The sequence below is a fragment of the Marinovum algicola genome (assembly GCF_900109145.1).
Classification (GTDB): domain Bacteria; phylum Pseudomonadota; class Alphaproteobacteria; order Rhodobacterales; family Rhodobacteraceae; genus Marinovum; species Marinovum algicola.
This window is the reverse complement of the sequence record NZ_FNYY01000007.1, coordinates 92,691-118,935: the sequence shown is the minus strand read 5'-3', so window position 1 is coordinate 118,935 and position 26,245 is coordinate 92,691. Positions and strand designations below refer to the sequence as shown.

Genomic DNA, 26,245 nt, shown 5'->3' with positions numbered 1-26,245 from the left:
GGACCAATGGCGGGTCAAAGTCGACCCCTCGCGGTATTTTCAAACAGAAGAAGAGATCATGTCTGCGCTAAAGATCAAAAAAGGCTCGTCCAAACACTCCGCTTATAACCTGCGGCCGAATTTCTCGGACGTGCAGGAAAGCCATACCCTGGCGGTCATCGTCGACAACGAACCCGGGGTTCTGGCGCGGGTGATCGGGCTGTTCTCGGGCCGGGGCTACAATATCGAGAGCCTCACCGTGGCCGAGGTCGACCATACCGGCCACCTCAGCCGCATCACCGTGGTCACCACCGGTACACCGCAGGTGATCGAACAGATCAAGGCGCAGCTCGGCCGCATCGTGCCGGTGCACGAAGTGCATGACCTGACCGTCGAAGGCCCCTCCGTCGAACGCGAGCTGGCGTTGATCAAGGTCGCCGGCAAGGGCGACGACCGGGTCGAGGCGCTGCGGCTGGCGGATGTGTTCCGCGCGCATGTGGTTGATTCGACGCTGGAAAGCTTTGTCTTTCAGATCACCGGCGCGCCCGACAAGATCGACGCGTTTGCCGATCTGATGCGGCCGCTGGGCCTTGTCGAAGTGGCGCGCACCGGCGTCGCGGCGATCAGCCGGGGATCGCACTGATCCCCGCCCGGCGCCTGGCGTTGCGCCGCTCGCAATAAAAAACGCCGCCGCGGCCCAGAGCCGTCGGCGGCGTTTTCAGGTCTGCCGCGCCCCCACAGAGCGGCGAGACCTCTCTCAGGCCGTGACGTGAGTGGTAGCTATCGAATTGGCCCAGTCACGCGCCCGGCGGAAGGGCACGACATTGCTGTTTGTATCCGCCCCGGAGGGCGCGACACCGCCGGAATTGGCGCAGCGGCCCAGCTTGGCCACCAGCTCCGGCGCGTGGGTCCTGCACCAGAAGCGTCGGGTTGGTCACCCGGCGGAACTGGCGGTCTTCTCTCAGTTCGAATTCGATCAGATCGCCGGCATCCAGCGCCACGCCCGACATCGCCGTGTCTTTCGGCTCGACGTAAAAGGCCAGATCGCCCTGATCTTCACACCAGACTACCGCTTTCTGGTCGTCTGAGTTGGCCCAGAGCACCAATCCGCACATGCGTCCAAGTGACATTGCCTTCACCTTTATTGCGTCTCGTTGGGGACAAATGTGGCACAATTTTCGTTCTTGCGAAGGTACGTAGAGGGTCACCTGCTCTTGTAATTTGTGCCAGCTTGGTACAGGTTTGAAGCTAATTCGCGTCGGCTGACGCGGCATAGCATCATTTGGAGTTCAGATCGTCCGGTTTCGTGAGTTGTCCCGGCGATTTGTAACTGAATAGACCTGACCATACGCTGCGAGACGCAAAACTTGTCGAATACTGCTACAACCCTGTCCCGATCTTCTGCCTCCCCGGCCGAATTGCGCGCCATGTTCGGCGCAAATCTCAAACATCTCTGCCGCGACGCGCCTTCGATTTCAGCCCTGTGCCGCGATCTTGGCATCAATCGCACGCAGTTCAACCGTTACCTGAGCGGCGAGAGTTTCCCTCGCCCCGACGTGTTGCATCGTATCTGCACCTTCTTTGACGTTGATGCGCGCATACTGCTCGAGCCGGTGGAACAAATAGCGACAACTTCGGGCTTTGTGATGCAGCACCCGGAACTGGCCGGGTTTCTCGGGCCGGAAGTCACCCAGATCGGCCAGGAACTTCTGCCGGACGGCTTCTATCGGTTCATCCGCCGGTCCTTCATGGATCAGCAGAAATTCGTCGAGGCGCTGGTCTATGTCTATCGGCTGGGCGATTTCTGTTTCGTGCGCGGCCATGAGGCCCGCGAGGCGATGTCGCGTGTCGGCCTGCCGGAAAGCCCGCGAGGGCGCGAATTCGGCGGCTTCTTCTTTCGCCAGGATCGCGGTGTGGCGGCGATCGTGGCGCGGCGCGGGGCGACCAGCGGCTCCTTCACCTTCCTGCACCGGGTGCCCTCGCTCGAGAACCGGACTTGGACCGGCTTTACCGCGCGCATCACCCATGAGAGCGAGAACAGCCACCGCATGGCGCGCATCGTCTGGGAACATCTCGGGCGCGGCATGTCGGGGGCGCTCAAGGTCGGGCGCAGCGCCGGTTTCCGCACCTTCAGCCAGCTCAGCGAAAGCGATCAGGCGCTGCTGCGCCCCGACAAGCCCTTTGCCTGAGACCTAGCTGTCGGCCCCCTCGGGCAGCAGCACCCGCGTCACCGGCACAAAGGCGACGCGGCTGGCCCGGTCCTGCAAGCCCCAGATCAGCAATGCCGAGATCGTCTCGGGGCGCAGCCGGCCCAGCATGATCACCGACCCCTCCTGCCCCGCCTTGAAGGCGGCCTGATCGAGAAAGCGGCGGATCACCGTGGCGGTCTGACCCTTGCTGTCGAAGTCGCGGAACAGCGTCGCCGCCGGCACCCCGGCGCGCGCCGCGATCGCCTGGCCGGTGTTGAGCCCCTGCGGATAGAGCACCAGACCATGGCCGCTGTCGGCCAGGATGCGCGCCACCTGATCCGAGACCTCGCGACTTTCCTGCAATCCGCCGGCATCACCTTCGAGCACCGCCACCGCCTCGGGCACGGCCGACAGCGCCGATCCGAGCGAGATCTCGGCATCCTGCGGCCGCGCTCCGGCGGGCAGATTGGCCAGCGCCATCACCTCGAACCCGGCATCGCGATAGCGGCGCATCGCCTCGGCCGCGCCCTGCCACGCGGTGTCGACGGCAAAAGTGATCGGATAGGGAAAGGCCTCGAGCGCCTCGAGACCCATCGGCGTGCTGCCGTCGTCGATCAGCACGATCGACATCAGCGGCTTGTCGCTGTCGACCTCCGCCGGCACCGCGAAGGCCTCGACCGGGCGGCGCGGCGCGGCCGCTGCCCCGGTCTCGGGCGGAGTGTCGAGTGTCGGCAGGCGGCCGACGATCACCCCGGTCGCGCGGTCGGTCAGCGTGGTGGCCGGGGTGCCGATGTCGGGGCGGCCATCCTCGCCCGCGTCGCGCTCGATCAGCGACGAGACCTGCGGCCGGGCCGGCCGGCTGTCTCGCACCGCCTCTTCGGCGGCTGGCGCTACGGGGGCCAAATCCTCGGTCACCGCGGGTTCGGGCGCCAGGGCGATGACCGCCGGCGGCTCTTCGGGCACCACCACGGGGCTGGGCCGCGCCTGTTCGCCGCCGGGCGCCTGCGGCGCGGCGGCGGTCTGCGGCGCCTCCGGTTCGGCTGCCGGTGGCGCTGGCAGATCGGTGCTGTCCGGGGCGGCGGCGGTCATCGGCGTGTCATCGGCGGCCTCGGGCGCGGCGGCCGGGGCACCGGGGGCGATGCTGCCGTCGGCCTCGGCCTCGGCCCGGGCGCGGGCCGGATCGGCCTCGCTGGCGCCGACCGGCGCTTCGGCCTCGGGGGCCACCGGCCCCGCCCCTGCCTCGGGCTCGGCCGAGCCCAGCCGGGGCGCGGCTTCGGTCACCGCCGGCGCCGCCGGCTGTGCCGGGTTGTTGGAAATCGACAGCTCATCCGCCTCGGGGCGCGCCGGCGGGGTGCCCGGCGTGCCGGGCTGCACCGGCGAGACGCCGCGGGCGACCACCTCGCCGGCGCCCTCGCCGTCGGGTCCGGGGCCGAGATCGGCCACATCGCCGGTTTCCGGCCGGCCGGTCGAGGCGGTGTCGGCCAGCCCGCGCGCCTCTTCGGCTCCGGAGTCGGGCTCTGGAATGCCCGGCGAGGCGGCCTGCGGCGAGCTGCCATCGCCGGTGCCCGCCCGCGGCAGGGCATCTGGCGCGGCGGCGGGCGGCGGCGTGCCGGCGGCGGGCACCACGGCCACATCCGGACTTGGCGACAGCACCGGCCCCATCAGGACCGAAACGGTCCCCGCGCCGATGCCCGCCACCACAAGGCCCGCGAGCGCCCCTGCCACGAAATTCTGTGCCATGACTGCCTACTCCTCGATCCCGGACCGCGCCTCTTTTTCACCGGGTGCCGCCCTCTGCAAGCCCCGACCGCCCTTGACGCTGGCGGCCAAGCCTGAACATGTATACCCCGATCCTTATACTGCGGTGAAGGCCCCCCTTCCCAGCCCCTAACGGCAAAGTTCATCCCATGCTGCTGCTCATCGATAACTACGACAGTTTCACCTATAACCTGGTCCATTACCTCGGCGAGCTGGGCACCGACGTTCAGGTGCATCGCAACGACGCGCTCGATGTGCAGGAGGCGATGGCGCTCAACCCCGCCGGCATCCTGCTGTCGCCGGGGCCCTGCGATCCCGATCAGGCCGGCATCTGCCTGGCGCTGGTCGAGGCCGCGGCCGAGACCGGCATTCCGCTGATGGGCGTCTGCCTCGGCCACCAGGCGATCGGCCAGGCCTTTGGCGGCAAGGTGGTGCGCTGCCACGAGATCGTGCATGGCAAGATGGGGCGGATGCATCACACCGCCAAGGGGGTCTTTGCCGGCCTGCCTTCGCCGTTCGACGCCACCCGCTATCATTCTCTGGTGGTCGCGCGCGAAAGCCTGCCCGACTGTCTCGAGATCACCGCCGAGCTCGAGGATGGCACCATCATGGGGCTGCAACACCGCGATCTGCCGATCCACGGCGTCCAGTTCCACCCGGAATCGATCCGCTCGGAGCATGGCCACGCGCTGCTCAGGAATTTCACCGATCTGCTGAAGGTGCCGGCATGAGCGAGAAACTGAAGCCGCTGATCGGTGCCGCCGCCGACCGGCCGCTGAGCCGCCAGGAGGCCGAAACCGCCTTTGACATCCTGTTCGAAGGCGAGGCCACGCCGAGCCAGATCGGCGGGCTGCTGATGGCGCTGCGCACGCGCGGCGAAACGGTCGAGGAATATGCCGCCGCCGCGGCGGTGATGCGCGGCAAATGCAACCCGGTGAAGGCGCCCGAGGGCGCGATGGACATCGTCGGAACCGGCGGCGATGGCAAGGGCACGCTCAATATCTCCACCGCCACCGCCTTTGTGGTGGCCGGCGCCGGGGTGCCGGTGGCCAAGCATGGCAACCGCAACCTCTCGTCCAAATCCGGCGCCGCCGATGCGCTGACCCAGATGGGCGTGAACGTCATGGTCGGGCCCGAGGTGGCCGAACGGGCGCTGGCCGAAACCGGCATCTGCTTCATGATGGCGCCGCTGCACCACCCGGCGATCGCCCATGTCATGCCGACGCGGCAAGAGCTGGGCACCCGCACGATCTTCAACATCCTCGGCCCGCTGACCAACCCGGCCGGCGTCAAACGCCAGCTCACCGGCGCCTTTTCCCGCGATCTGATCCGGCCGATGGCGGAAACCCTGCTGACACTGGGGTCCGAGCGCGCCTGGCTGGTGCATGGCTCCGACGGCACTGACGAGCTGTCGATCGCCGGCGTCAGCTGGGTTGCCGCGCTGGAGAACGGCCGCGTGACCGACCGCGAAATCCACCCCGAGGAGGCCGGCCTGCCGGAACATCCCTTCGAGGCGATCCTCGGCGGCACGCCGGCGGAGAACGGCCGCGCCTTCGCCGCCCTGCTCGACGGCGAGACCTCGGCCTATCGCGACGCGGTTCTGCTCAATGCCGCCGCAGCGCTTGTGGTGGCCGACAAGGCCGCCGATCTGAAGGCCGGCGTCGAACTGGCGGCACAATCGATCGACAGCGGCGCGGCCAAGGCGCGCATCATCGCCCTGGCCCAGGCCACCCGCGCCGCATGAGCGCCCGCACCGTCCCGGCCGCCTGGGCGCATCTGCCGTTCTTTGCCGAGACCTGGCCGGCGCTCGACGCCGCCCTGACGGCCGAAACGCGCGAGATCCTGCCGCCGGCACCGCAGACCTTTGCCGCGCTCGAGGCCTGCGCGCCCGCGGATGTCCGCGTGCTGATCCTCGGGCAGGATCCCTATCCGACCCCCGGCCACGCCCATGGCCTCGCCTTTTCGGTCGCGCCCGAGGTGGCGCCGCTGCCCCGCTCGCTGCGCAACATCTACGCCGAGATGACCGAAGACCTCGGCCAAAGCCCCGCCACCGGCGACCTGCGGTTCTGGGCCGACCAGGGTGTCCTGCTGCTCAACACCGCGCTCACCGTGCCCTCCGGCGAGGCCGGCGGCCATCTCAAGCTCGGCTGGTCCGGTCTGACCGCCGAGATCCTCGCCGAGCTCGACCTCGCGCCCCGCGCGCTGCTGCTCTGGGGCAAACCGGCGCAGAAGCTGGGGACGCGGCTCACCCATCCCGATCACCTGCGGATCGAAACCGCCCATCCTTCACCGCTTTCGGCACGGCGCGGATTTTTCGGTTCGCGACCCTTTAGTCGCGTCAACGACTGGCTTAAGAAGCAAGGTGACCCCGCGATAGACTGGACAGGCAGATGACCCAGACCGTTCTCGACAAGATCAAGGCCTACAAGCTCGAAGAGATTGCCGCCGACAAGGCCGCGACCCCGCGCTCTGCCGTCGAAGAGGCCGCCCGCGCCGCGGGCCCCACCCGCGGCTTTGCCGAGGCCCTGCGCCGTGCCTCGCGCGAGGCCTATGGGCTGATCGCCGAGGTCAAGAAGGCCTCGCCCTCCAAAGGGTTGATCCGCGCCGATTTCGATCCGGCCCAACTGGCCCGGGCCTATGAGACCGGCGGTGCTACCTGTCTTTCCGTGTTGACTGATACTCCCTCCTTTCAAGGCGCCAAAAGCTTCCTCACCGAAGCCCGCAATGCCACCAGCCTGCCGGCACTTCGTAAAGATTTCATGTACGACACCTATCAGGTTGCGGAGGCGCGCGCGCTGGGGGCCGATTGCATCCTGATCATCATGGCCAGCGTCTCCGACGCCCAGGCGCAAGAGCTCGAGGACGCGGCCTTTTCCTGGCACATGGATGTTCTGGTCGAGGTGCATGATGGCGAAGAACTTGACCGCGCGCTGGCCTTGAAGTCGCCCCTTCTGGGCGTAAACAATCGCAATCTCAAGACCTTCGAAACCACTCTTGAGACGACGCGTGAACTTTCCAGACGAGTGCCCGAGGGCAAGCTGCTGATTTCGGAAAGCGGATTGACCGGCCCCGCCGATCTGGCCGACATGGCCCGCCACGGCGCGCGCACTTTCCTCATCGGCGAGAGCCTGATGCGTCAGGCCGATGTCGCCGCCGCCACCCGCAGCCTTCTGGCCGACCCGGTGCCCGCCAATGGCTGATCTCACGCATTTCGATGCCAAGGGCGACGCCCATATGGTGGATGTCTCGGACAAGGCGGTGACCGCGCGCATTGCCACCGCCGAGGGCTACATCAAGATGACGCGGGAAACTTTTGATATCATTACGGAAGGTCGTGCCAAGAAGGGGGATGTCATCTCCGTCGCGCGGCTCGCGGGGATCATGGGGGCCAAGCAGACATCGAGCCTCGTTCCGCTGTGCCACCCGCTGCCGATTACCAAAGTCTCTGTCGATCTGACGCCCGATCCCGATTTGCCCGGATTGCGGCTCAGCGCCACGGTCAAGACAACCGGGCAGACCGGCGTCGAGATGGAGGCGCTGACCGCCGTCTCGGTCACCGCGCTGACGGTGTATGACATGGCCAAGGCCGTGGACCGGGCCATGGAGATCGGCGGCATTCGCGTGAAATTGAAAGACGGCGGTAAATCAGGGCGTTACGAGGCGACATGATATCGGTTTCGCAGGCGCTTGATCACCTCTTCGCGCTGACCCGGCGCCTGCCCGGCGAAGAGGTGCCGCTGCGCGAGGCCGCCGGCCGGGTACTTGCCCGCGATGCCATCTCGACCCGAGATCAGCCGCCTTTCGCGGCGTCTGCCATGGACGGCTACGCGGTGATCGGAGCCGAAGCGACGCCCGGGGCCCGGTTCGAGGTGGTCGGCGAAGCCGCCGCGGGCCACCGCTACGACGGTGAGGTCCGCGCCGGTCAGGCCGTGCGCATCTTCACCGGCGCTCCGGTGCCATCCGGGGCCGATCGCGTGGTGATCCAGGAGGATGTGCACCGCGACGGCGATGTCATCACGCTCGGGCAAGGGCTCGGCGAGGCAACCAACATCCGCCCCGCCGCCGGAGATTTTCGTGCCGGTAACCGGCTCTCGGCGCCCCGGCGCCTGAGCCCGGAAGACATCGCGCTCCTGGCGTCGATGAACGTCGCAAGCGTCACTGTGGCCCGACGGCCGTCCGTCGCCCTCATCTCGACCGGCGACGAGCTTGTCATGCCGGGCGAAAACCCCGGCCCGGACCAGATAATCGCCTCGAACACCTTCGGTCTGCATGCGCTGCTGCGCAATCTCGGTGCCGCGCCGCGCCTGTTGCCAATCGCCCGCGACACCAGAGCCTCTCTGGCCACCGCCTTCGATCTGGCGGCCGGGGCCGATCTTGTCGTCACCATCGGCGGCGCCAGCGTCGGCGATCATGATCTGGTCGCGGATGTCACCTCCGAACGCGGCATGGAGCGCGCGTTCTACAAGGTCGCCATGCGCCCGGGCAAGCCGCTGATGGCCGGTCGCCTGGGCGACGCCATGATGCTGGGCCTGCCCGGAAATCCGGTGTCTGCCATGGTCTGTGGCCATGTCTTTCTGGCGCCGGTCATCCGCGCAATGATCGGCCTCGCGGCGGCGCCCGCACCGCGCATCACGGCGCCGCTGGCCGCCGGTATCGCCACCAACGGCCCCCGCGAGCATTACATGCGCGCAACCCTGACCCCGCAGGGCATTCTGCCCTTCGCCGCACAGGATTCCGCCCTGCTGCACGTGCTGTCGCGGGCCGATGCCCTGCTTGTCCGCCCGCCCCGCGACGGCGCTCGCAAGGCCGGCGAGATGGCCGAGTATATTTCACTGCAAAGTTAAAGAATTCTTAATCGCCCACCGGCATTCTCGGGCGCATTCTAAACATGTTATCCACAGGGCCCATTGACACAAAACGGGAACATGCGTAGAACAAAACCCAAATCAATAAATTCCGAAGGGCGAATACCATGTTAACGAAAAAGCAACTCGATTTGCTCGATTTCATTAACAAGCGCATCCAGACTGACGGTGTTCCGCCCTCGTTTGACGAGATGAAAGAGGCGCTCGACCTGCGATCGAAATCGGGCATCCATCGGCTGATCACAGCGCTGGAAGAACGCGGATTCATCCGTCGCCTCGCCCACAAGGCGCGCGCGCTCGAGATCGTGAAACTGCCGGAATCCCTTGGCGGCGCGCCGACTGCGGCGACGCAGGCCTTTCAGCCGCGGGTCATCGATGGCGGCGGCACCGGCCCACGCGATCCGCAGGGCGCGCCGATGCATGTGGCGGAACTGCCGGTCATGGGGCAGATCGCCGCCGGCGTCCCGATCGAGGCGATCAGCCATGCCTCGCATGCCGTGGCCGTTCCCGGGCAGATGCTGCGCCATGGCTCGGATCATTATGCTCTTGAAGTCAAAGGCGATTCGATGATCGACGCCGGGATCAACGATGGCGATGTCGTGGTGATCCGTGAAACCGACGTGGCCGACAATGGCGATATCGTGGTGGCCCTGATCGAAGGTCAGGAGGCCACCTTGAAACGGTTTCGCCGCGCCGGTGGCGGGGCCATCGCGCTGGAGGCCGCGAATCCCGCTTACGAGACCCGCATCGTGCGCGAGGACATGGTTCAGGTGCAGGGCCGGCTGGTCGGGCTGATCCGCACTTACTGAGCCTTACGGCGTCCAGAGCCGTCGCCCGCTCTGATCCGCGACGGTGCGGACCTGCGGCGCGCCCTCCGAGAAGGTGACAGCCAGGGCGCCGCTTTGGCGCAGCGTTTCGGGAGTGAAGGCAAGGCAGGCGCCCGGATGCGGCCCGGGGGTGTTGAAGACCGCCAGGTCGGAGGAGCGACAGCCGGGAAAGGATGCCCGCCCCCGCTGGCCCGCGACATGCCAGAGCGTGCCGCCGCCCGGCATCGGCGCAGAGGCCAGGCCGCCGTCGACCTCTGGCCAGCGCAGGGCAGCGCCGGCCTGATCGGCACCGTCGCCATCGTTCTCGAGCCAGACCCGGGCGACGAAGCCGGAGCCGCGCGCGCGGCTCAACGCCCGGCCGCTCTCGCCGGTGAGGCCGACCAGACCGCCGGATGCGGCGATCAAGATCGCCGGCCTTTCCGCGGTGGACCAGAGCGCCAGAGCCGCGAGAACCGGCCCCGCGCCCAGCATCGCGACCCGGCCGCGCCAGAGCATGGAAAACAGCCCGCCCAGGGCCATCAGCGGCAAAACCAGAGCGCCCGGCGCCACCACATGCCGCAGCGCGCCATCCCATCCGGCGACCTCGTGCGCCACGGTCAGAACCCAGGCCAGGCCGCGCCCCAGAAACCAGAGCGCCGGCGCCTCGAGACCGAACGGCGCTAGGCAGGCCGCCACCACCGCGGCCGGCATCACGACGAGGCCCATCAGCGGCACGGTCGTGAGATTGGCCAACAGCCCCCATTGCGCGATCCGGTTGAAATGCGCCGCCGCGACCGGCGCGGTGGCCAGCCCCGCCACCGCCGAGGACAGCATGACCGCCACCAACGGCCAGAGCCAGCGCGGCATCATCTGCGGCGCGCCGCGCAGCCGCGAAAACACCGCCACCAGCGCCGTTGTCGCGGCAAAGGACATCTGGAATCCCGGGCCCAGCAGGGCCTCGGGCCGCAGGATCAGCACGATCATCGCCGCAACCGCCACCGCGCGCAGGCTGATCGCGCGGCGGTCGAACAGCACGGCCGTCAGGGCCACGGCAACCATGACAAAGGCGCGTTCCGTCGCCACGTTGCCACCCGACAGCGCCAGATAGCCCGCCGCCGCAACAAGCGCGGCAAGGGCCGCGATCTTGCGCCCCGGCACCCGCAACGCCACCACCGGCACCGCCGCCAGCGCCAGCCGCACGGCGCCAAAGACGAAACTGGCCAACAACCCCATGTGCAGCCCCGAGATCGCCAGCAGATGCGCAAGGTTGGTGTCACGCAGCGCCTGCTTGGTCGCTTCGCCCATGCCGGACCGGTCGCCGGTGGTGATGGCGGCGGCAAAGGCCCCGACCTCTCCGGGCAACGCCGCCTGAACCGCCCGCGACAGGCGCATGCGCAGGGCAAAGACCGGTTGCCCGCCATCGGGCTGTGCGCTCACCACCAGCGGCACCCGGGCATAGCCCACCGCACCGACCCCGAGAAACCAGGCGTGGCGGCGAAAGTCGAAACCGCCGGGTTCGACCGGGCCCTGGGGCGGCGACAGATGGCCGGTGGTCATCACCCGCAGGCCGGGGCGCGGCACCGCCCCCGGCGGCCCGTGCAAGGAGATACGCACCCGGGCCGGCACCTCGCGCACCCGATGCAGCCGCACCCGGTCCAGCGTCAGCCGCAAAGCGCCCGAGGCCGACCGGTCCATGCCGACAACACGGCCCTCGATCGGGCCATAGTAGCGAAAATCCAGAACCGGCGCGGCCACCGCCTGTGCCCGGGCGCCGGCAAGCGCCACCCCGGCCGCAACCAGACCGGCAGCAAGAAGGCCGGGCCCGAGCAGTGGCCCGGCCTTCCAGGCAACCAGGAACGCCACCACGGCGCAGCCGGCAAGCGCGATCAGCGCCCAGACCGGCGGCTCCTGGCGAAGCGCAAAGTACCCCCCAATGCCCAGAGCAAGCATCACCGGCGACCATGGCATCAGCGCGCCCCGCTGACCGAGGATCCCCTGACCGATTGCCTGCCACATCCACATGCTTGTTCCCGCCCGCTGCGGAGGGTAATCAGGCCTCAAGCTATCCCGCCATGGTTATCGAAAGGTTAACGGCCCCCATGTCCGACGTCTCTCAGGTGGTGACCCGTTTCGCCCCCTCGCCCACAGGTTTCCTTCACATCGGCGGCGCGCGCACCGCGCTGTTCAACTGGCTGTTCGCCCGCGGCCGTGGCGGCAAGTTTCTGCTGCGCATCGAAGACACCGACCGCGCGCGTTCGACCCCGGAAGCCACCGATGCGATCCTGCGCGGTCTCGACTGGCTGGGCCTCGATCACGATGGCGAGGTGATCAGCCAGCACGCCCGCGCCGACCGCCATGCCGAGGTGGCGCATCAGTTGCTCGCCGACGGCAAGGCCTACAAGTGCTTCTCGAGCCAGGAAGAGATCGCCGCCTTCCGCGAGGCTGCCAAGGCCCGGGGCACCTCCACCCTGTTCCGCTCGCCCTGGCGCGACGCCGACCCGGCATCCCATCCCGAGGCGCCTTTCGTGGTGCGCATCAAGGCGCCGCTCGACGGCGCGACGGTGATCCGCGACGCGGTGCAGGGCGATGTGACGATCCGCAACGACCAGCTCGACGACATGGTGCTGCTGCGCTCTGACGGCACGCCGGTCTACATGCTGGCGGTGGTGGTCGACGATCACGACATGGGGGTGACCCATGCGATCCGCGGCGACGACCACCTCAACAATGCCGCCCGGCAGATGATGATCTATCAGGCGATGGGCTGGGATGTGCCGGTCTGGGCGCATATTCCGCTGATCCACGGGCCCGACGGCAAGAAGCTCTCGAAACGCCACGGCGCGCTCGGGGTCGAGGAGTATCAGGCGATGGGCTACCCGGCGGCCGGCATGCGCAACTATCTGGCGCGGCTGGGCTGGAGCCATGGCGACGACGAGTTCTTTACCGACGGCCAGGCCATCGAGTGGTTCGGCCTCGACGGGATCGGCAAATCCCCCGCCCGGTTCGATTTCAAAAAGCTGGAAAATCTCTGCGGCCAGCATATCGCCGTCGCCGACGATGCTGCGCTGCTGCAAGAAGTGCAGGCCTATCTCGCCGTGAGCGGCCAGCCGCCCCTGACCGAAGCGCAGCGGGCAAAAATGCTGAGCGCCATGTACTGCCTCAAGGAGCGCGCGAAGACATTCCCGGAACTGCTTGAAAAGGCACACTTTGCCCTGACGAGCACCCCGATCGAGCCGGATGCCAAGGCGGCCAAGAACCTGGACGATGTATCCCGTGGTATACTGGACAGATTGACGCCGCAGTTGCAAAATGCTAGCTGGACCCGGGAAGAGCTGGAGGCGGTCACAGCCCGGGTTGGCGAGACCCTCGGGATCAAATTCGGAAAGATGGCAGGCCCGCTCAGGGCCGCTCTGGCCGGGCGCGCGGTGACCCCCAGCGTCTTTGACATGATGCTGGTACTGGGCAAGGACGAGACTATTCTGCGACTGACCCACGCCGCGACTGAGGCCGGTTGAGGTTTTGCAAACCGATTGACCGTCACGTGATTTATGGATTGCCGAGGCAGGATTGCGCGGCTCAAGGACGAAGGGATGACCATGGCAGACAGCAACAAGACCGCGAACCTCACGATTGGCGATCAGAGCTATGAGCTCCCGATCCACAGCCCGACCGTGGGGCCGGACGTGCTCGACATCCGCAAGCTTTACGGCCAGGCGGGTGTTTTCACCTATGATCCGGGCTTCACCTCGACGGCGGCCTGCGACTCGACCATCACCTATATCGACGGCGAAGAGGGCGTGCTGCTGCACCGCGGCTACCCGATCGACCAGCTGGCCAGCAAATCGCATTACCTCGAGGTCTGCTTCCTGCTGCTCTACGGCAACCTGCCCACCGCCACCGAGCTCGAGGATTTCGAAAGCCGGGTGACCAACCACACCATGCTGCACGAGCAGATGCAGTATTTCTTCCGCGGCTTCCGCCGTGACGCCCATCCGATGGCGATCATGGTGGGTGTGGTCGGCGCAATGTCGGCCTTCTACCATGACAGCACCGACATCTCCGATCCCTGGCAGCGCGAGGTCGCCTCGATCCGGCTGATCGCCAAGATGCCGACCATCGCGGCCTGGGCCTACAAATACCACACCGGCCAGCCCTTCGTGTATCCGCGCAACGATCTGGACTATGCGTCGAACTTCCTGCGCATGTGTTTCAGCGTTCCGGCCGAGGATTACGAGGTCAACCCGATCCTGAGCCGCGCGATGGACCGGATCTTTACCCTGCACGCCGATCACGAGCAGAATGCCTCGACCTCGACGGTGCGGCTGGCCTCCTCCTCCGGCGCCAACCCCTTTGCCTGTATCGCGGCCGGCATCGCCTGCCTCTGGGGGCCCGCGCATGGCGGCGCCAACCAGGCCTGTCTGGAAATGCTCAAGGAAATCGGTTCGCCCGAGAACATCCCCGAGTATATCGCCCGCGCCAAGGACAAGAACGATCCGTTCCGCCTGATGGGCTTCGGCCACCGGGTCTACAAGAACTTCGACCCGCGCGCGACGGTGATGAAGCAGAGCGCCGACGAGGTGCTTGATCTGCTGGGGGTCGAGAACAACCCGGTGCTGGCCACCGCCAAGGCGCTCGAGGAAGCGGCGCTGAGCGATCCCTACTTCGCCGAGAAAAAGCTCTTCCCGAATGTCGATTTCTACTCCGGCATCATCCTCGAGGCGATGGGCTTTCCGACCTCGATGTTCACCCCGATCTTCGCGCTGTCGCGCACCGTCGGCTGGGTGAGCCAGTGGAAGGAAATGCTGACCGATCCGCAGAACAAGATCGGCCGCCCGCGCCAGCTCTACCTCGGCGAGACCGCGCGCGACTACGTGGATATCGAAAAGCGCTGAGCCGCAGTGTCCTGACAGCTCAAGGGCGCCTCCGTCACCGGGGGCGCCTTTTTCGTGACCGGCGCACCTCTTGGCGGTCGGGCTTGCGTATTTGCCAAAGAGAAGAAGACCCTGCCGCTTCTTCTCTTTCCAAAGTACGCGGCTCCACGGCGGCGGCGGGCGCGGCGCTTACATGTGGATCGCCCGGTCAAAGGCATCCAGCACGCTTTCGTGCATCATCTCGCTCAGCGTCGGATGCGGGAAGACGGTGTGCATCAAATCTTCCTCCGTGGTCTCGAGCTGGCGGGCGACGATATAGCCCTGGATCAGCTCGGTCACTTCGGCCCCCACCATATGCGCGCCGAGCAGCGCGCCGGTTTTGGCGTCGAACACCGTCTTGATCAGCCCTTCCGGCTCGCCCAGGGCGATGGCCTTGCCATTGCCGATAAACGGAAAGCGGCCGATCCGGATCTCGTGGCCGGCCTCTTTCGCCTGCGCCTCGGTGAGCCCGACCGAGGCGATCTGCGGCTGGCAATAGGTGCAGCCGGCAATCGCATCGGGATCGACCGCATGCGGGGCGCCGCCGGCGATAAGCTCGGCCACCATGACCCCCTCGTGCGAGGCCTTGTGCGCCAGCCAGGGCGCGCCGGCGACATCGCCAATGGCATAAAGCCCCTCGACGCCGGTGCGGCAGTGCCGGTCGGTCACCACATGGGCCCGCTCGACCTTCACGCCAAGCGCCTCGAGCCCCAGGCCTTCGGTATTGCCTACAATGCCCACCGCCGAGATCACCGTGTCGAAGTCTTCCCTGGTGACCTTGCCGCCCTGCTCCAGATGCGCCGTGACCTTGCCCTTGCCGCGGTCCAGCTGTTTGACCATGCATGCCTCACGGATCACCATGCCCTGTTTCTCAAAGGCCTTCTTCGCGAAGGCCGAGATCTCGGCATCTTCCACCGGCAGGATGCGGTCGAGTACTTCGACCACCGTCGTCTCGGCGCCCAGGGTATTGTAGAAACTGGCGAATTCTATGCCGATGGCGCCCGATCCGATGACCAGAAGCTTTTTCGGCATGCGCGGTGGCACCAGCGCGTGCTTGTAGGTCCAGACCAGATCGCCGTCGGCCTCGAGCCCGGGCAATTCGCGGGCGCGGGCACCGGTGGCGAGCACGATGTTCTTCGATGACAGCTCTTCGGTGCCGCTGTCAGTCTTGACCCGGACCTTGGCGGCGCCGGGCAGTGTCGCCGCCCCCATGAAGGTGGTGACCTTGTTCTTCTTCATCAGGTGGCTGACGCCGGCGTTGAGCTGTTTCGCCACCCCGCGCGAGCGTTTGACAACGGCGTCGAGGTCGTAATCCACCGCATCGGCCCTGAGCCCGTAGGCGCCGGCGTTCTGCATCAGATGGAAGACCTCCGAAGAGCGCAGCAGCGCCTTGGTCGGGATGCAGCCCCAGTTCAGGCAGATGCCGCCCATGTGCTCGCGTTCGACAATCGCCACGCTGAGGCCAAGCTGGGCGCCCCGGATGGCGGCCACATAGCCGCCCGGCCCTGCCCCGATTACGATCATGTCAAAGCTCTGGCCTGCCATTCTGCGCCCTCCCGTTCATGTCGGCAAACGCTAGCCGATGGCCGGGGGAGCTTCAATCGCTATGGCTCAGACCGCCTGTTGCAGCTCCTGCAAGGTCTCGCCATAGCCGCCTTCGGCAAGATAGGCCTGCTCGGGCGCGGTGGCCCGCCGCGACAGCGCCTCGTTGCGATAGGGAAAACGGCCGAATTTGCGGATGATCTCGCGGTGAGCGCGGGCATGCAGCAGGTTGCCCTCGGCCTCGGGCATCCGCTCGGCCATCAGCCGCACGCAACGCTCCTGATCGCAGAGGTTTTCCGAATGCATCAGCGGCAGGTAAAAGAACTGCCGCGCCGGCGGGTCGATCTTGAGGTCATAGCCCTTGGCGATCGCGCTCTTGGCGGCGGCGATTGCCACCCGGTCCGAGCTGAAGGCCCTGGCCTCGCCCCGGAACATGTTGCGCGAGAATTGATCCAGCAGGATCAGATAGGCCAGGGTGCCGCTGGGATAGGTCAGCCAAAGCGCGTATCGCCCCTCCATCGCGCCGGTCCAGGCGTCGAGAAATCTGTCGCGGATCTTGGCGTCAAGCGCGGCATCGGCCACGTACCAGCCTTCGGGTCCAATATCGTCCAGCCAAAAGGCCAGAATATCCTCGGGTGCTACCATCTCTGGTCTCCTCACGTTCACCCCCCTTATATTCACGTTACATAATGTTTGGCTAAAATGGTGATCACAATTTGCGACAGAGTTAACACTTTATCCCGACTTTTCATCCTCTTCGGCCTCGGCAACGGCATATTCCTGCGCGAATTCGACGGCGACCATCGTGGCCGACGGGCCGACCGGCGCGTAAGAGGTGGTCTCTTCCACCTGCACCGAGGGCCGCACCATGGCGCGATAGGCGGCATAGGCCGACATCAGGATCATCAGCGAGCCGATATAGAGGAAATATCCGGTCGGGCCAAAGAACCCCATCGCCCAGCCGGTGATCAGCGGGCCGGAAATGGCGCCGACGCCATTGATGAAGATCATCCCGCCCGAGGCTGCGGCCATGTCCTCGACCTGAAGGTAATCGTTGGTATAGGCCATGAGCAGCGAATACAGCGGGTTCGACATGCCGCCGATCATGAAGGCGGCCACCAGCAGCACCGGGAAATAGCCGCCGGTCAGCGCGCCGAGAAAGGCCCCCAGGCCGCAAACCAGCGCCGCAGCAAGGATCAGCATCCGCCGGTCCATCCGGTCCGACAGCCAGCCCAGCGGATATTGCACCACCAGCGCGCCGATGTAGAAGGCCGCGACGAACATCGAAATCTGGCTCAGCGTCAGCCCCGCCTCGGCGCCATAGACCGCCGCCATGCCGAACTGGGCCGAGAACACGCCCCCCAGCAGGAACATGCCGACACAGCCCAGCGGCGAGATGCTGTAAAGCTCGCGCAGGCTCAGCGGCTTGGTGGTGTCGAAGGCCGGCGTTGGCGAAATCGACAACAGGATCGGCGCAAAGGACACCGAAACCAGCACCGAGATGATGACAAAGAGCGCATAGCCCGAAGGATCGGCGACCAGCAGCAGCCCCTGCGCCGCGACGATGCCCACCATCTGGACAATCATGTAGGCCGAAAGCGTCTGGCCCCGGGTTTCATTGGTGGCAGCATTGTTGAGCCAGCTTTCGGCGGTGACATAGACGCCGGAAAAGCAAAAGCCGATGATCACCCGCCCCAGCGTCCAGGCAATGGGATGGGTCAGTGCCGGATAGAGGATCAGCACCGCCGAGATGAACGAGCCCAGCGCGGCAAAGACCCGCACATGCCCGACGCGGCGGATCATTTCGGGCGCCATGCGCGACCCGCCTAGGAAGCCGACGAAATAGGCCGACATCACGATCGACATCTCGAGCGTCGTAAAGCCCTCGATCTCGCCCCGGACACCGAGCAGCGTACCTTGCAGGCCGTTGCCAACCATCAGGAGCATAATACCAAGGAGCAACGCCCAGGCGTTTGAAACCACGGCCATCATGGGCTTATCCCTTTCACTTCCGGCACTCTAGCGCCAGTTCGGTGTCAACGCTGGCCCAAAAGCGACTCGATGCGGGCTTGGCCTGACGCCTCTCAGATTACCTCTGCGGGATCAAGAGCGAGGCGTCGCCATAGGAGAAAAATCGGTAGCCGCTAGCGATGGCGTGATCGTAGACGCGCAAAATGCGGTCGCGGCCCATCAGGGCGGCGACAAGCATCATCAGGGTCGAGCGCGGCAGGTGGAAGTTGGTCATCAGCGCATCGGTGACACGAAAGGCGAAACCGGGATAGATGAAAATGTCGGTCTCGCCCTGCCAGGGCCGGATGGCGCCGGTGTCGCGGGCCGCCGTCTCGATCAGCCGCAGGGCGGTGGTGCCGACCGGGATCACCCGGCCGCCCGCCGCCTTGGTGGCCGCGATCTCGGCCGCGGCCTCTTCGCTGACGTCGCCCCATTCGGCATGCATCTTGTGGGTGGTCACGTCCTCGACCTTGACCGGCAGAAAGGTGCCGGCGCCGACATGCAACGTGACCTTGGTAAAGCCGACGCCCCGGGCCTCGAGCGCTGCCAGAAGCGCGGCGTCGAAATGCAACGAGGCGGTGGGCGCGGCCACCGCCCCTTTGCGCGCCGCCCAGACGGTCTGGTAATCCTCGCGGTCCTGCGCGTCGGCCGGGCGCAGCGCCTCGATGTAAGGCGGCAGCGGCATGGCGCCGGCCTCGGCCAGCGCGGCATCGAAATCCTCGCCTTCAAGGTTGAAGCGCAACAGGCCCTGGCCTTCGGCCCGGGCCTCCATCACCGCAGACAGGGCGTCGGAAAAGCGGATCACCTCGCCATCGGCCACCTTCTTGAGCGGCTTGATCAACGCCGACCAGGTGCCGTCTGCCTGCGGCTCGAGCAGGGTCACGCCGATGCGCGCCTCGGTCGGCCCCTGGGCGCCCTCGCGCCGCCGGCTGCCCGAGAGCCGCGCCGGGATCACCCGCGTGTCGTTAAGCACCAGCCGGTCGCCGGGGCGCAGCCAATCCGGCAGGTCGAAGACATGGGCATCGGTCACGGCGTCGCCCTCGGCCACCAGCAGGCGGGCCGAGGAACGGGGCCGCGCGGGGCGCGTTGCGATGCGGTCTTGCGGCAGGTCGAAATCGAAATCGGAGAGTTGCATGCGCTTCCTCTAGCCGAGCCTCCCTGCGGGGGCAATCGGCGGGTCTTGCATCCCCGCAGCAAATTGCTAGCGTCCCGGCAAATATCAGGAGTTTGCCCATGTCCCCCGACTTCGACGAGATCATCGACCGCCGCGGAACCCATTCCTCGAAATGGGATGCGATGGAGGGCCATTACGGCGTCTCGCCCGACGACGGCATTCCGATGTGGGTGGCTGACATGGATTTCCGCCCGCCGCAGGCGGTGCAGGCCAAGCTGGAAGAAATCGCCGCCCATGGTGTCTATGGCTATTTCGGCGATGCCTCGGCCACCAATGCCGCCGTCGTCTGGTGGATGAAGAACCGCCACGGCTGGGAGATCGAGGACAGCTGGATCCGCTATACGCCGGGGGTGGTGACCGGGGCGGCGCTCTGCATCCATGCCTTTTCCGAGCCGGGCGACGGCATTGTCGTCATGTCGCCGGTCTACCACGCCTTTGGCCGGATCATCCGCGCCGCCGGCCGCACGGCGGTGGAATGTGAACTGGCCAACCGCGATGGCCGCTACGAAATGGATTTCGACGCCTGGGATGCGCAGATGACCGGGCGCGAAAAGGTGCTGCTGCTGTGTTCGCCGCACAATCCCGGCGGCCGGGTCTGGAGCGCGGAGGAGCTGCGCGGCGTGGCCGAATTCTGCCGCCGCCATGACCTGATCCTGGTGTCGGACGAAATCCACCAGGACATCGTCTTTCCCGGGGCCAACTTCCTGCCCACCGATGTGGCGGTGCCCGAGGCCCGCGACAGGCTGATCGTGCTGGGCGCCACCAGCAAGACCTTCAACCTTGCCGGCCATCACACCGGCCATGCGATCATCCCCGACGCCAGGCTGCGCGCGAGATATTCCGCCGTCATGGGGGGCCTTGGGATTTCCACCAATGCCTTTGGCATGCACATGGTCGAGGCGGCCTACAGCCCCGAGGGCGCTGCCTGGGTCGATGCGCTGGTCGCCTATCTCGACGGCAACCGCAAGCTGCTGGACGAGGGGCTGAACGGGTTGCCGGGCGTCACCTCCATGCCGCTCGAGGCGACCTATCTGGCCTGGGCCGATTTCAAGGGCACCGGCATGGAGCATGAAGAGCTGCTGCGCCGAGTCGAGAAACACGCCCGCATCGCGGTGAACCACGGGCCGACCTTCGGCGCCGGCGGCGAGACCTTCCTGCGGTTCAATTTCGCCACCCCCCGCGCCCGGGTGGCCGAAGCGGTGGAGCGGCTGCAAAAGGCCTTTGGCGACCTTCAATAAGTGGCGGCGCGGGGGTTACCCGGCCCACCGCCGGGTTCCCACCAGAGCTGTGCAGAAATGCGCAGGTCTTGCGCGTTAATTCCGGTGTTCTGTGCGCCGATGCAAGCTATGTCTTGTGTCAACTCAAAGGAGGATGACATGGGACTTCTGATCGACGGCACATGGCACGACCAATGGTATGACACCAAGAAAACCGGCGGCGCCTTTGAACGCTCGACCGCGAAATTCCGCAACTGGATCACCGCAGACGGTGCGCCCGGCCCCAGTGGCGATGGCGGTTTTCCGGCCGAATGCGGACGGTATCACCTCTATGTCAGTCTTGCCTGCCCTTGGGCGCATCGCACGCTGATCTTTCGCAAGCTCAAGGGGCTCGAGGATTTCATCAGCGTTTCGGTGGTGCATCCCGACATGCTGTCAGACGGCTGGGAGCTCGACGCCGGCTATCCCGGTGCCACCGGCGACCGGCTCTATGGGCTGCCCTACCTGCGCGACATCTATCTCAAGGCCGATCCCAAGGTCTCGGGCCGGGTGACGGTGCCTGTTCTCTGGGACAAGGTGCGCAAGACGATCGTCAGCAACGAAAGCGCCGAGATCATCCGCATGTTCAACAGCGCCTTCGACGAAATCACCGGCAACCATGACGACTACTGGCCCGAAGCGCTGCGCGACGAGATCGAAGAGGTCAACGCCCGGGTCTATGACACGGTCAACAACGGCGTCTACAAGGCCGGTTTCGCCACCAAGCAAAAGGCTTATGACGCGGCTGTCCGGCCGCTGTTCGACACGCTCGACTGGCTGGAAGACCGGCTGAGCGGCAAACGCTATCTGATGGGTGACCGGTTGACCGAGGCCGACTGGCGGCTGTTCACCACGCTGGTGCGTTTCGATCACGTCTATCACGGCCATTTCAAATGCAACCGCGCGCGGATCGTCGATTACCCCAATCTCTGGGCCTATACCCGAGAACTCTATCAGGTGCCGGGCGTGGCCGAGACGGTAAATTTCGATCACATCCGACGGCACTACCACTACAGCCACGAGACCATCAATCCGCACCGGATCGTGCCGATCGGGCCCGACATCGATTTCAACGCGCCTCATGGCCGCGAATTGTCGGTTCCGAAAGCGGCGTGATGCTCGACCAGCGCCGCCAGATCCTCTGGCGGCGTCGTGCACGGCACGATGGCGGCGGCATTGCCGAAGAACTGAAAGATCGACCCGTCCGAGAAAAAGCCGGCGTTGGTGACAAAGATGATCCGTGCCTCGGGCTGGCGATAGGAGGCGAAATCGGCCACGGTCAGCGCCGCCCCGTCACCCAGCACGAGGTTGAGAACGATCACTTCGAATTCGGTGTCGGTCAGCGCCTGAATCGCCGGCGGAGGCGCATCTACGAGCACCACCCGAGCGCCGAAACGCTCGAGATGACGCGCCCATATGAGACCCAGCGACGGATTGGATTCGACGATCAATACGTGCATGTCCCTGACCTCAATGACCTCATGACCTGAACTCGTGAATGTCACCGTGCCCTGAGGTGCAGCCTCGGCCAAATTCCTTAACAAGTGATTAAAATCCGGAGCGCAGGCGATAATTCGCCCGCCGCGGCCCCAGCCCGGCGGGCGGCGGCCCGGCTTCGGGCTTGGCGCTTGTCCCCGGGCCGATGGCTGCTAGGTTGCCGTGAAATTGGCATATCCAGAGGGTCCTTCATGAGATTTTTCCGCCGTGCGTCCGTTTTGGCTTGCGTGCTTGCCCTGTCTTCGCCCGTCCTGACGTCACCCGCCCTGGCGCAGGACTGCGGCGGCTCGTTTTCGCAATTCGTGGCCGGGCTGAAATCCGAGGCTGTCTCCAAGGGCCATTCCGCCGCCGCCGTCGATCGCTTTTTTGCCGGCGTCCAGCAGGATCCGGCGGTGCTGCGCGCCGATCGGCGTCAGGGGGTGTTTCAGATGCCCTTTGTCGATTTCGCCCGCCGCCTGATCAGCCAGAACCGGATCGACAACGGCAAGGCCAACCGGCAGCGCCATGCCGACGTCTTCGCACGGATGGAGCGGGAATACGGCGTCTCGCCCGGCGTGCTGCTGGCGTTCTGGGCCTTCGAGACCGACTATGGCCAGGTGCAGGGCGATTTCAACACGTTGAATGCGCTGGTGACGCTGAGCCATGATTGCCGCCGGCCCGAGCTCTTCCGGCCGCAGGTCTTTGCGGCGCTGGACCTCTTTGAGCGCGGCAATTTCGATCCCCGCACCACCACCGGCGCCTGGGCCGGCGAGATCGGCATGGTCCAGATGCTGCCCGAGGACATCCTGACCAATGGCGTCGACGGTGATGGCGACGGCCAGGTCAGCCTCAAGACCTCGCCCCCCGATGCGCTGCTCTCGGGCGCCAACATGCTGCGCGATCTGGGCTGGCGGGCCGGCGAGCCGTGGTTGCAGGAGGTGACCGTGCCCGCCGATCTCGACTGGTCGCTCACCGGGCTCGACCAGCCGCGCCCCCCCTCGGACTGGCAGGCGATGGGCGTGCGCGTGCGCGATGGTCAGGCGGCGGATCTGCCGGCGGCGCTGATCCTGCCGCAGGGCCGCAAGGGCCCGGCGTTTTTCGCCTATCCCAATTTCAACGTCTACTTCGAGTGGAACAAGAGTTTTGTCTATGTGCTGACCGCCGCCTATTTCGCCAACCGGCTGGAAGGCGCCGCGGTGTTCGACGCCGGCACCCCGGAACCGGGCCTGGGCGACGAAGAGATGAAGCAGCTTCAGCGCAAGCTCCGGGCGCGCGGCCATGATGTCGGCGAGATCGACGGCATCCTTGGTGCCGGCACCCGCAACGCGGTGCAACAGGTGCAGCAGGAGCTGGGCTTGCCCGCCGACGCCTGGCCGACCCGCGATCTGTTGAACCGGCTGTAATCCCGGATGCGGCGCGCCCCCGGTGCGCCGCGCCGGCTGACGTCCCGCGTCAGGACGAAGTGCCGACGATCATGCGCGCCCGGCCCGGCCGGCCTAACGCCACGTAAGATTAGCGCTCTCGCCCCGCCGTCCCTATCCTCTGACCAACAGGGCAATCCCACCGGAGGGGCGATGAGACTGACCGTGGACGGCGTGGCGCATGAGGTGGATGTCGAGGCCGACATGCCGCTGTTGTGGGTTTTGCGCGACGAGCTGAAGATCAAGGGTGTGAAATACGGCTGCGGCATTGCCCAATGCGGCGCCTGTACCGTGCATCTCGATGGCGCCGCCGTCCGCTCTTGTCAGGTCTGGGCCGAGGATGCCGAGGGCGCGGAAATCACCACCATTCAAGGACTTGGCCAACCCGAGGCCTTGCACGCGGTGCAGGCCGCCTGGATCGAACATCAGGTGGCGCAATGCGGCTACTGCCAGTCCGGCCAGATCATGCAGGCCGCCGCGCTTCTGGCCGAAGACCCGGCCCCCAGCGACGCGGTGATCGATGAGGTGATGTCGGGCAATCTCTGCCGCTGCGGCACCTATCCGCGGATTCGCGCGGCGATCCACAGCGCCGCCGCCAGGCTGCGGGAGGCGTGACATGGGCCGGTTGAAGACCTTCACCCGCCGCGCCTTCCTTGTCGGCTCTGCCGCTGTCGCCGGCGGCGTCGCCTTTGGCATCTATACGGTGCGCAAGCCACATGAAAACCCGCTGGCCGACAGCCTAGCCCCGGGCGAGGCCGCGCTCACGCCCTATCTGCGGCTCGACGCCCGGGGGGTGACGCTGATCACCCCGCGCGCCGACATGGGCCAGGGCGCCTATCACGTGCAGGCGGCGCTTCTGGCGGAAGAGCTCGACCTCGATCTGGCAGAGGTCCGCACCGATCCCGGCCCGCCGGGGGCGGCCTATTGGAATACCGCGCTGGCCGAAGAGGCGGCGGAGTTCTCGGTACCCTCCGAAGGGCTGATGCGCACTGTCGCCGAAACCGCCGTCGGCGCGGTGATGAAGATGATGGGCATGCAGATCACCGGCGGCTCGACCACGGTGCCCGACCAGTTCGACAAGCTGCGCGCCGCCGCCGCTTCGGCCCGCGAAACGTTGAAGGCGGCCGCGGCTCACCAGACCGGCGTGGCGGCAGACAAGCTGCGCACCGAAAACGGCCAGGTTCTCCTGCCCGACGGCAGCGCCCTGCCCTATGCCGCGCTGACCCCCGCGCTGGCCCAGGTCGAGGTGGTGCAGGACGTGCCGCCACGCGATCCCTCGCAATGGCGCCAGCTCGGTCAGCCGATGCAGAGGATCGACATTCTGGCCAAGAGCACCGGCACCCAGGTCTATGGCATCGATGTCGAGATCGACGGCATGGCGCATGCCGCCGTCAAGCTGAACCCGGCGCAGGGCGGCGAAATGCGGGGGTTTGACGCCAGCGTGGCCGAAAAGATGCGCGGCGTTCAGGCGGTGCTGCCGGTTACCGGCGGCGTCGCCGTGGTGGCTGACAACACCTGGCGCGCCTTTCAGGCGGCACAGGCGATCGAGGTGCAATGGGGACCGGCCGAGATGCCCGCCACGATGGCGGATCATTGGCAGGCCTTGGCGGACGCCTTCACCGAGGACGCCCGCGACAGCCGCCAGCGCGACGACGGCGATGTCGACACGGCGCTCGAGGCCGCCGAGGTGATCGAGGCCGAGTACCGCGCGCCCTATCTCGCCCATGCGCCGCTGGAACCGATCAGCGCCGTCGTGCGCGTGAGGGACGGCAAGGCCGAGGTCTGGACCGGCACGCAAGTCCCTCGCTTCGTTCAGAAAAACGTCGCCGCCATTGCCGGGATCGCGGCCGAGGATGTCACGCTGCATGTGCAGATGATGGGCGGTTCCTTTGGGCACCGGCTCGAGGATGAGGTGGTCAGACGCGCTGCCGAAATCGCGGTGCAGATGCCCGGCGTGCCGATCAAGCTCACCTATTCGCGCGAAGAGGACATGACCCACGACTTTCCCCGCCAGATCGCCATGGCGCGGCTGCGCGGCACGGTCGACGCCGGCCAGGTCGCGGCGATGGATCTGTCGATCGCCAGCCCGTCGGTCATGGTCTCGCAGATGGGCCGCCAGGGCATTTCCGTCCCCGGCCCCGACAGCCAGATTGTCGCCGGCGCCTGGAACGCGCCCTTTGCCATTCCGCATCATCGGGTCACCGGCTACCGCGCCGCGCCGCTGGCGCCGATCTCGTCCTGGCGCTCGGTGGGCGCCTCGCACGCCGGCTTTTTCCACAATGCCGCGCTGGACGAGCTGATCCATGCCGCCGGGGCCGATCCGCTGGCGGAACGCTTGCGGCTCTGTAACGACCCGCTGGCGCGGCACGTGCTCGAGGCGGTGGGCGAGATGTCGTCGTGGGAGGGTGTGCTGGGCGATGGCCGGGGGCGCGGCGTGGCGCTGACCACCAGCTTCGACGTGCGCTGCGCCGAAGTAGTCGAGGTGCGGGCCACCGATGACGGCATCAGGCTCGAAAAGGTCTGGGTCGCGGCCGAGGTGGGCCGGGTGCTCGACCCGGTGAATTTCGAAAACCTGGTGCAGGGCGGCGTGATCTTTGCGCTGGGCCATGCGATCCACAGCGAGATCACCTATCGGGACGGCCGAGCGGAGCAGTCGAACTATGACGGCTATCCGGCCATGCGGCTATATCAGACCCCCAAGATCGCGGTGCGCGGGCTGGAGAACGGCGACAGGGTCCGTGGCATTGGCGAGCCGCCGGTGCCGCCCGCCGCCCCTGCCCTGGCCAGCGCGATCTTTGCCGCCACCGGCACACGGCTGCGCGAAATGCCGTTTGCGAAATTCGTCGATTTCGTCTGAAG

Annotated in this window: 24 protein-coding genes; 16 read left to right on the top strand and 8 right to left on the bottom strand. The window is 66.5% G+C overall.

Features of this window, described 5'->3' with window-relative positions; genetic code table 11:
- The first annotated feature begins 58 nt into the window (after nt 1-58).
- Nucleotides 59-622 carry an acetolactate synthase small subunit gene (gene ilvN, locus BMW90_RS11745; protein WP_048532023.1) on the top strand — a complete coding sequence of 188 codons (564 nt, stop codon included), beginning with the start codon at nt 59-61 and terminating at the stop codon, nt 620-622.
- A 154-nt stretch (nt 623-776) separates the two neighbouring features.
- Here the strand turns inward: ilvN and BMW90_RS11740 are convergent, their stop codons facing one another.
- Nucleotides 777-1,109, bottom strand: coding sequence for a hypothetical protein (locus tag BMW90_RS11740; protein ID WP_139211345.1), 333 nt, complete (start codon nt 1,107-1,109; stop codon nt 777-779).
- A gap of 297 nt (nt 1,110-1,406) precedes the next feature.
- On the opposite strand from BMW90_RS11740, the gene BMW90_RS11735 reads away from it, so the two are divergent.
- On the top strand, nt 1,407-2,168 hold the full coding sequence (locus BMW90_RS11735) for a helix-turn-helix domain-containing protein (protein ID WP_048532024.1): 762 nt from the start codon (nt 1,407-1,409) through the stop codon (nt 2,166-2,168).
- A 3-nt stretch (nt 2,169-2,171) separates the two neighbouring features.
- Here BMW90_RS11735 and BMW90_RS11730 read toward each other — a convergent pair whose 3' ends face one another.
- Nucleotides 2,172-3,908, bottom strand: a complete 1,737-nt coding sequence (locus BMW90_RS11730; protein ID WP_139211343.1) for a divergent polysaccharide deacteylase family protein — start codon at nt 3,906-3,908, stop codon at nt 2,172-2,174.
- 167 nt (nt 3,909-4,075) lie between these two features.
- Here BMW90_RS11730 and BMW90_RS11725 point away from each other — a divergent pair, with 167 nt between their 5' ends.
- The 7 genes from BMW90_RS11725 to lexA all read left to right on the top strand — a co-directional run bounded on the left by BMW90_RS11725 (nt 4,076) and on the right by lexA (nt 9,600).
- Complete coding sequence (locus BMW90_RS11725) at nt 4,076-4,657, top strand: anthranilate synthase component II (RefSeq protein WP_048532025.1); 582 nt, start codon at nt 4,076-4,078, stop codon at nt 4,655-4,657.
- Nucleotides 4,654-5,670 (top strand): anthranilate phosphoribosyltransferase, encoded by a 1,017-nt coding sequence (gene trpD / locus BMW90_RS11720; protein WP_074836695.1) that lies wholly within the window; start codon nt 4,654-4,656, stop codon nt 5,668-5,670. Before BMW90_RS11725 ends, trpD begins: the two co-directional genes overlap by 4 nt.
- Entirely contained in the window at nt 5,667-6,320 is a 654-nt protein-coding gene (locus BMW90_RS11715; protein ID WP_074836693.1) for a uracil-DNA glycosylase, read from the top strand. The genes trpD and BMW90_RS11715 overlap by 4 nt, the downstream gene beginning before the upstream one ends.
- Nucleotides 6,317-7,126 (top strand): indole-3-glycerol phosphate synthase TrpC, encoded by an 810-nt coding sequence (trpC, locus tag BMW90_RS11710; RefSeq protein ID WP_074836692.1) that lies wholly within the window; start codon nt 6,317-6,319, stop codon nt 7,124-7,126. The genes BMW90_RS11715 and trpC overlap by 4 nt, the downstream gene beginning before the upstream one ends.
- A complete protein-coding gene (moaC, locus tag BMW90_RS11705; RefSeq protein WP_074836691.1) occupies nt 7,119-7,595 on the top strand; it encodes a cyclic pyranopterin monophosphate synthase MoaC in 477 nt (158 codons plus the stop codon). Before trpC ends, moaC begins: the two co-directional genes overlap by 8 nt.
- Entirely contained in the window at nt 7,592-8,770 is a 1,179-nt protein-coding gene (locus tag BMW90_RS11700) for a molybdopterin molybdotransferase MoeA (protein WP_074836690.1), read from the top strand. The genes moaC and BMW90_RS11700 overlap by 4 nt, the downstream gene beginning before the upstream one ends.
- Nucleotides 8,771-8,898: 128 nt before the next feature.
- Entirely contained in the window at nt 8,899-9,600 is a 702-nt protein-coding gene (lexA, locus tag BMW90_RS11695) for a transcriptional repressor LexA (RefSeq protein ID WP_048532031.1), read from the top strand.
- 3 nt (nt 9,601-9,603) lie between these two features.
- Here lexA and BMW90_RS11690 read toward each other — a convergent pair whose 3' ends face one another.
- Nucleotides 9,604-11,619: a ComEC/Rec2 family competence protein gene (locus BMW90_RS11690; protein ID WP_074836689.1), complete on the bottom strand. Its 2,016-nt coding sequence runs from the start codon at nt 11,617-11,619 to the stop codon at nt 9,604-9,606.
- Between the two features lie 77 nt (nt 11,620-11,696).
- Here BMW90_RS11690 and gltX point away from each other — a divergent pair, with 77 nt between their 5' ends.
- Both gltX and gltA read left to right on the top strand, forming a co-directional pair.
- Nucleotides 11,697-13,112 carry a glutamate--tRNA ligase gene (gltX, locus tag BMW90_RS11685; protein ID WP_074836688.1) on the top strand — a complete coding sequence of 472 codons (1,416 nt, stop codon included), beginning with the start codon at nt 11,697-11,699 and terminating at the stop codon, nt 13,110-13,112.
- 81 nt (nt 13,113-13,193) lie between these two features.
- Nucleotides 13,194-14,489, top strand: a complete 1,296-nt coding sequence (gene gltA / locus BMW90_RS11680; RefSeq protein ID WP_048533809.1) for a citrate synthase — start codon at nt 13,194-13,196, stop codon at nt 14,487-14,489.
- 168 nt (nt 14,490-14,657) lie between these two features.
- On the opposite strand, the gene lpdA is transcribed toward gltA, so the two are convergent.
- From lpdA to queA, 4 genes are all read right to left on the bottom strand, one after another.
- Complete coding sequence (gene lpdA / locus BMW90_RS11675) at nt 14,658-16,052, bottom strand: dihydrolipoyl dehydrogenase (protein ID WP_074836687.1); 1,395 nt, start codon at nt 16,050-16,052, stop codon at nt 14,658-14,660.
- A gap of 66 nt (nt 16,053-16,118) precedes the next feature.
- On the bottom strand, nt 16,119-16,694 hold the full coding sequence (locus tag BMW90_RS11670) for a DUF924 family protein (RefSeq protein ID WP_048532035.1): 576 nt from the start codon (nt 16,692-16,694) through the stop codon (nt 16,119-16,121).
- Between the two features lie 90 nt (nt 16,695-16,784).
- Nucleotides 16,785-18,041 (bottom strand): MFS transporter, encoded by a 1,257-nt coding sequence (locus BMW90_RS11665; RefSeq protein ID WP_074836686.1) that lies wholly within the window; start codon nt 18,039-18,041, stop codon nt 16,785-16,787.
- Nucleotides 18,042-18,138: 97 nt separating this feature from the next.
- Complete coding sequence (queA, locus tag BMW90_RS11660) at nt 18,139-19,194, bottom strand: tRNA preQ1(34) S-adenosylmethionine ribosyltransferase-isomerase QueA (RefSeq protein ID WP_074836685.1); 1,056 nt, start codon at nt 19,192-19,194, stop codon at nt 18,139-18,141.
- A 98-nt stretch (nt 19,195-19,292) separates the two neighbouring features.
- On the opposite strand from queA, the gene BMW90_RS11655 reads away from it, so the two are divergent.
- Nucleotides 19,293-20,471: a MalY/PatB family protein gene (locus BMW90_RS11655; protein ID WP_074836684.1), complete on the top strand. Its 1,179-nt coding sequence runs from the start codon at nt 19,293-19,295 to the stop codon at nt 20,469-20,471.
- Between the two features lie 138 nt (nt 20,472-20,609).
- Complete coding sequence (locus BMW90_RS11650) at nt 20,610-21,605, top strand: glutathione S-transferase family protein (RefSeq protein WP_074836683.1); 996 nt, start codon at nt 20,610-20,612, stop codon at nt 21,603-21,605.
- Here BMW90_RS11650 and BMW90_RS11645 read toward each other — a convergent pair.
- On the bottom strand, nt 21,569-21,949 hold the full coding sequence (locus tag BMW90_RS11645; protein ID WP_048532040.1) for a response regulator transcription factor: 381 nt from the start codon (nt 21,947-21,949) through the stop codon (nt 21,569-21,571). The two genes, BMW90_RS11650 and BMW90_RS11645, sit on opposite strands and share 37 nt — an antisense overlap.
- A gap of 228 nt (nt 21,950-22,177) precedes the next feature.
- On the opposite strand from BMW90_RS11645, the gene BMW90_RS11640 reads away from it, so the two are divergent.
- The 3 genes from BMW90_RS11640 (at nt 22,178) to BMW90_RS11630 (ending at nt 26,243) form a co-directional block, all read left to right on the top strand.
- A complete protein-coding gene (locus tag BMW90_RS11640; protein ID WP_074836682.1) occupies nt 22,178-23,368 on the top strand; it encodes a lytic murein transglycosylase in 1,191 nt (396 codons plus the stop codon).
- Between the two features lie 171 nt (nt 23,369-23,539).
- Nucleotides 23,540-24,001 (top strand): (2Fe-2S)-binding protein, encoded by a 462-nt coding sequence (locus BMW90_RS11635; RefSeq protein WP_074836681.1) that lies wholly within the window; start codon nt 23,540-23,542, stop codon nt 23,999-24,001.
- Nucleotide 24,002: 1 nt separating this feature from the next.
- Nucleotides 24,003-26,243 (top strand): xanthine dehydrogenase family protein molybdopterin-binding subunit, encoded by a 2,241-nt coding sequence (locus tag BMW90_RS11630; RefSeq protein WP_074836680.1) that lies wholly within the window; start codon nt 24,003-24,005, stop codon nt 26,241-26,243.
- Nucleotides 26,244-26,245 lie beyond the last annotated feature (2 nt).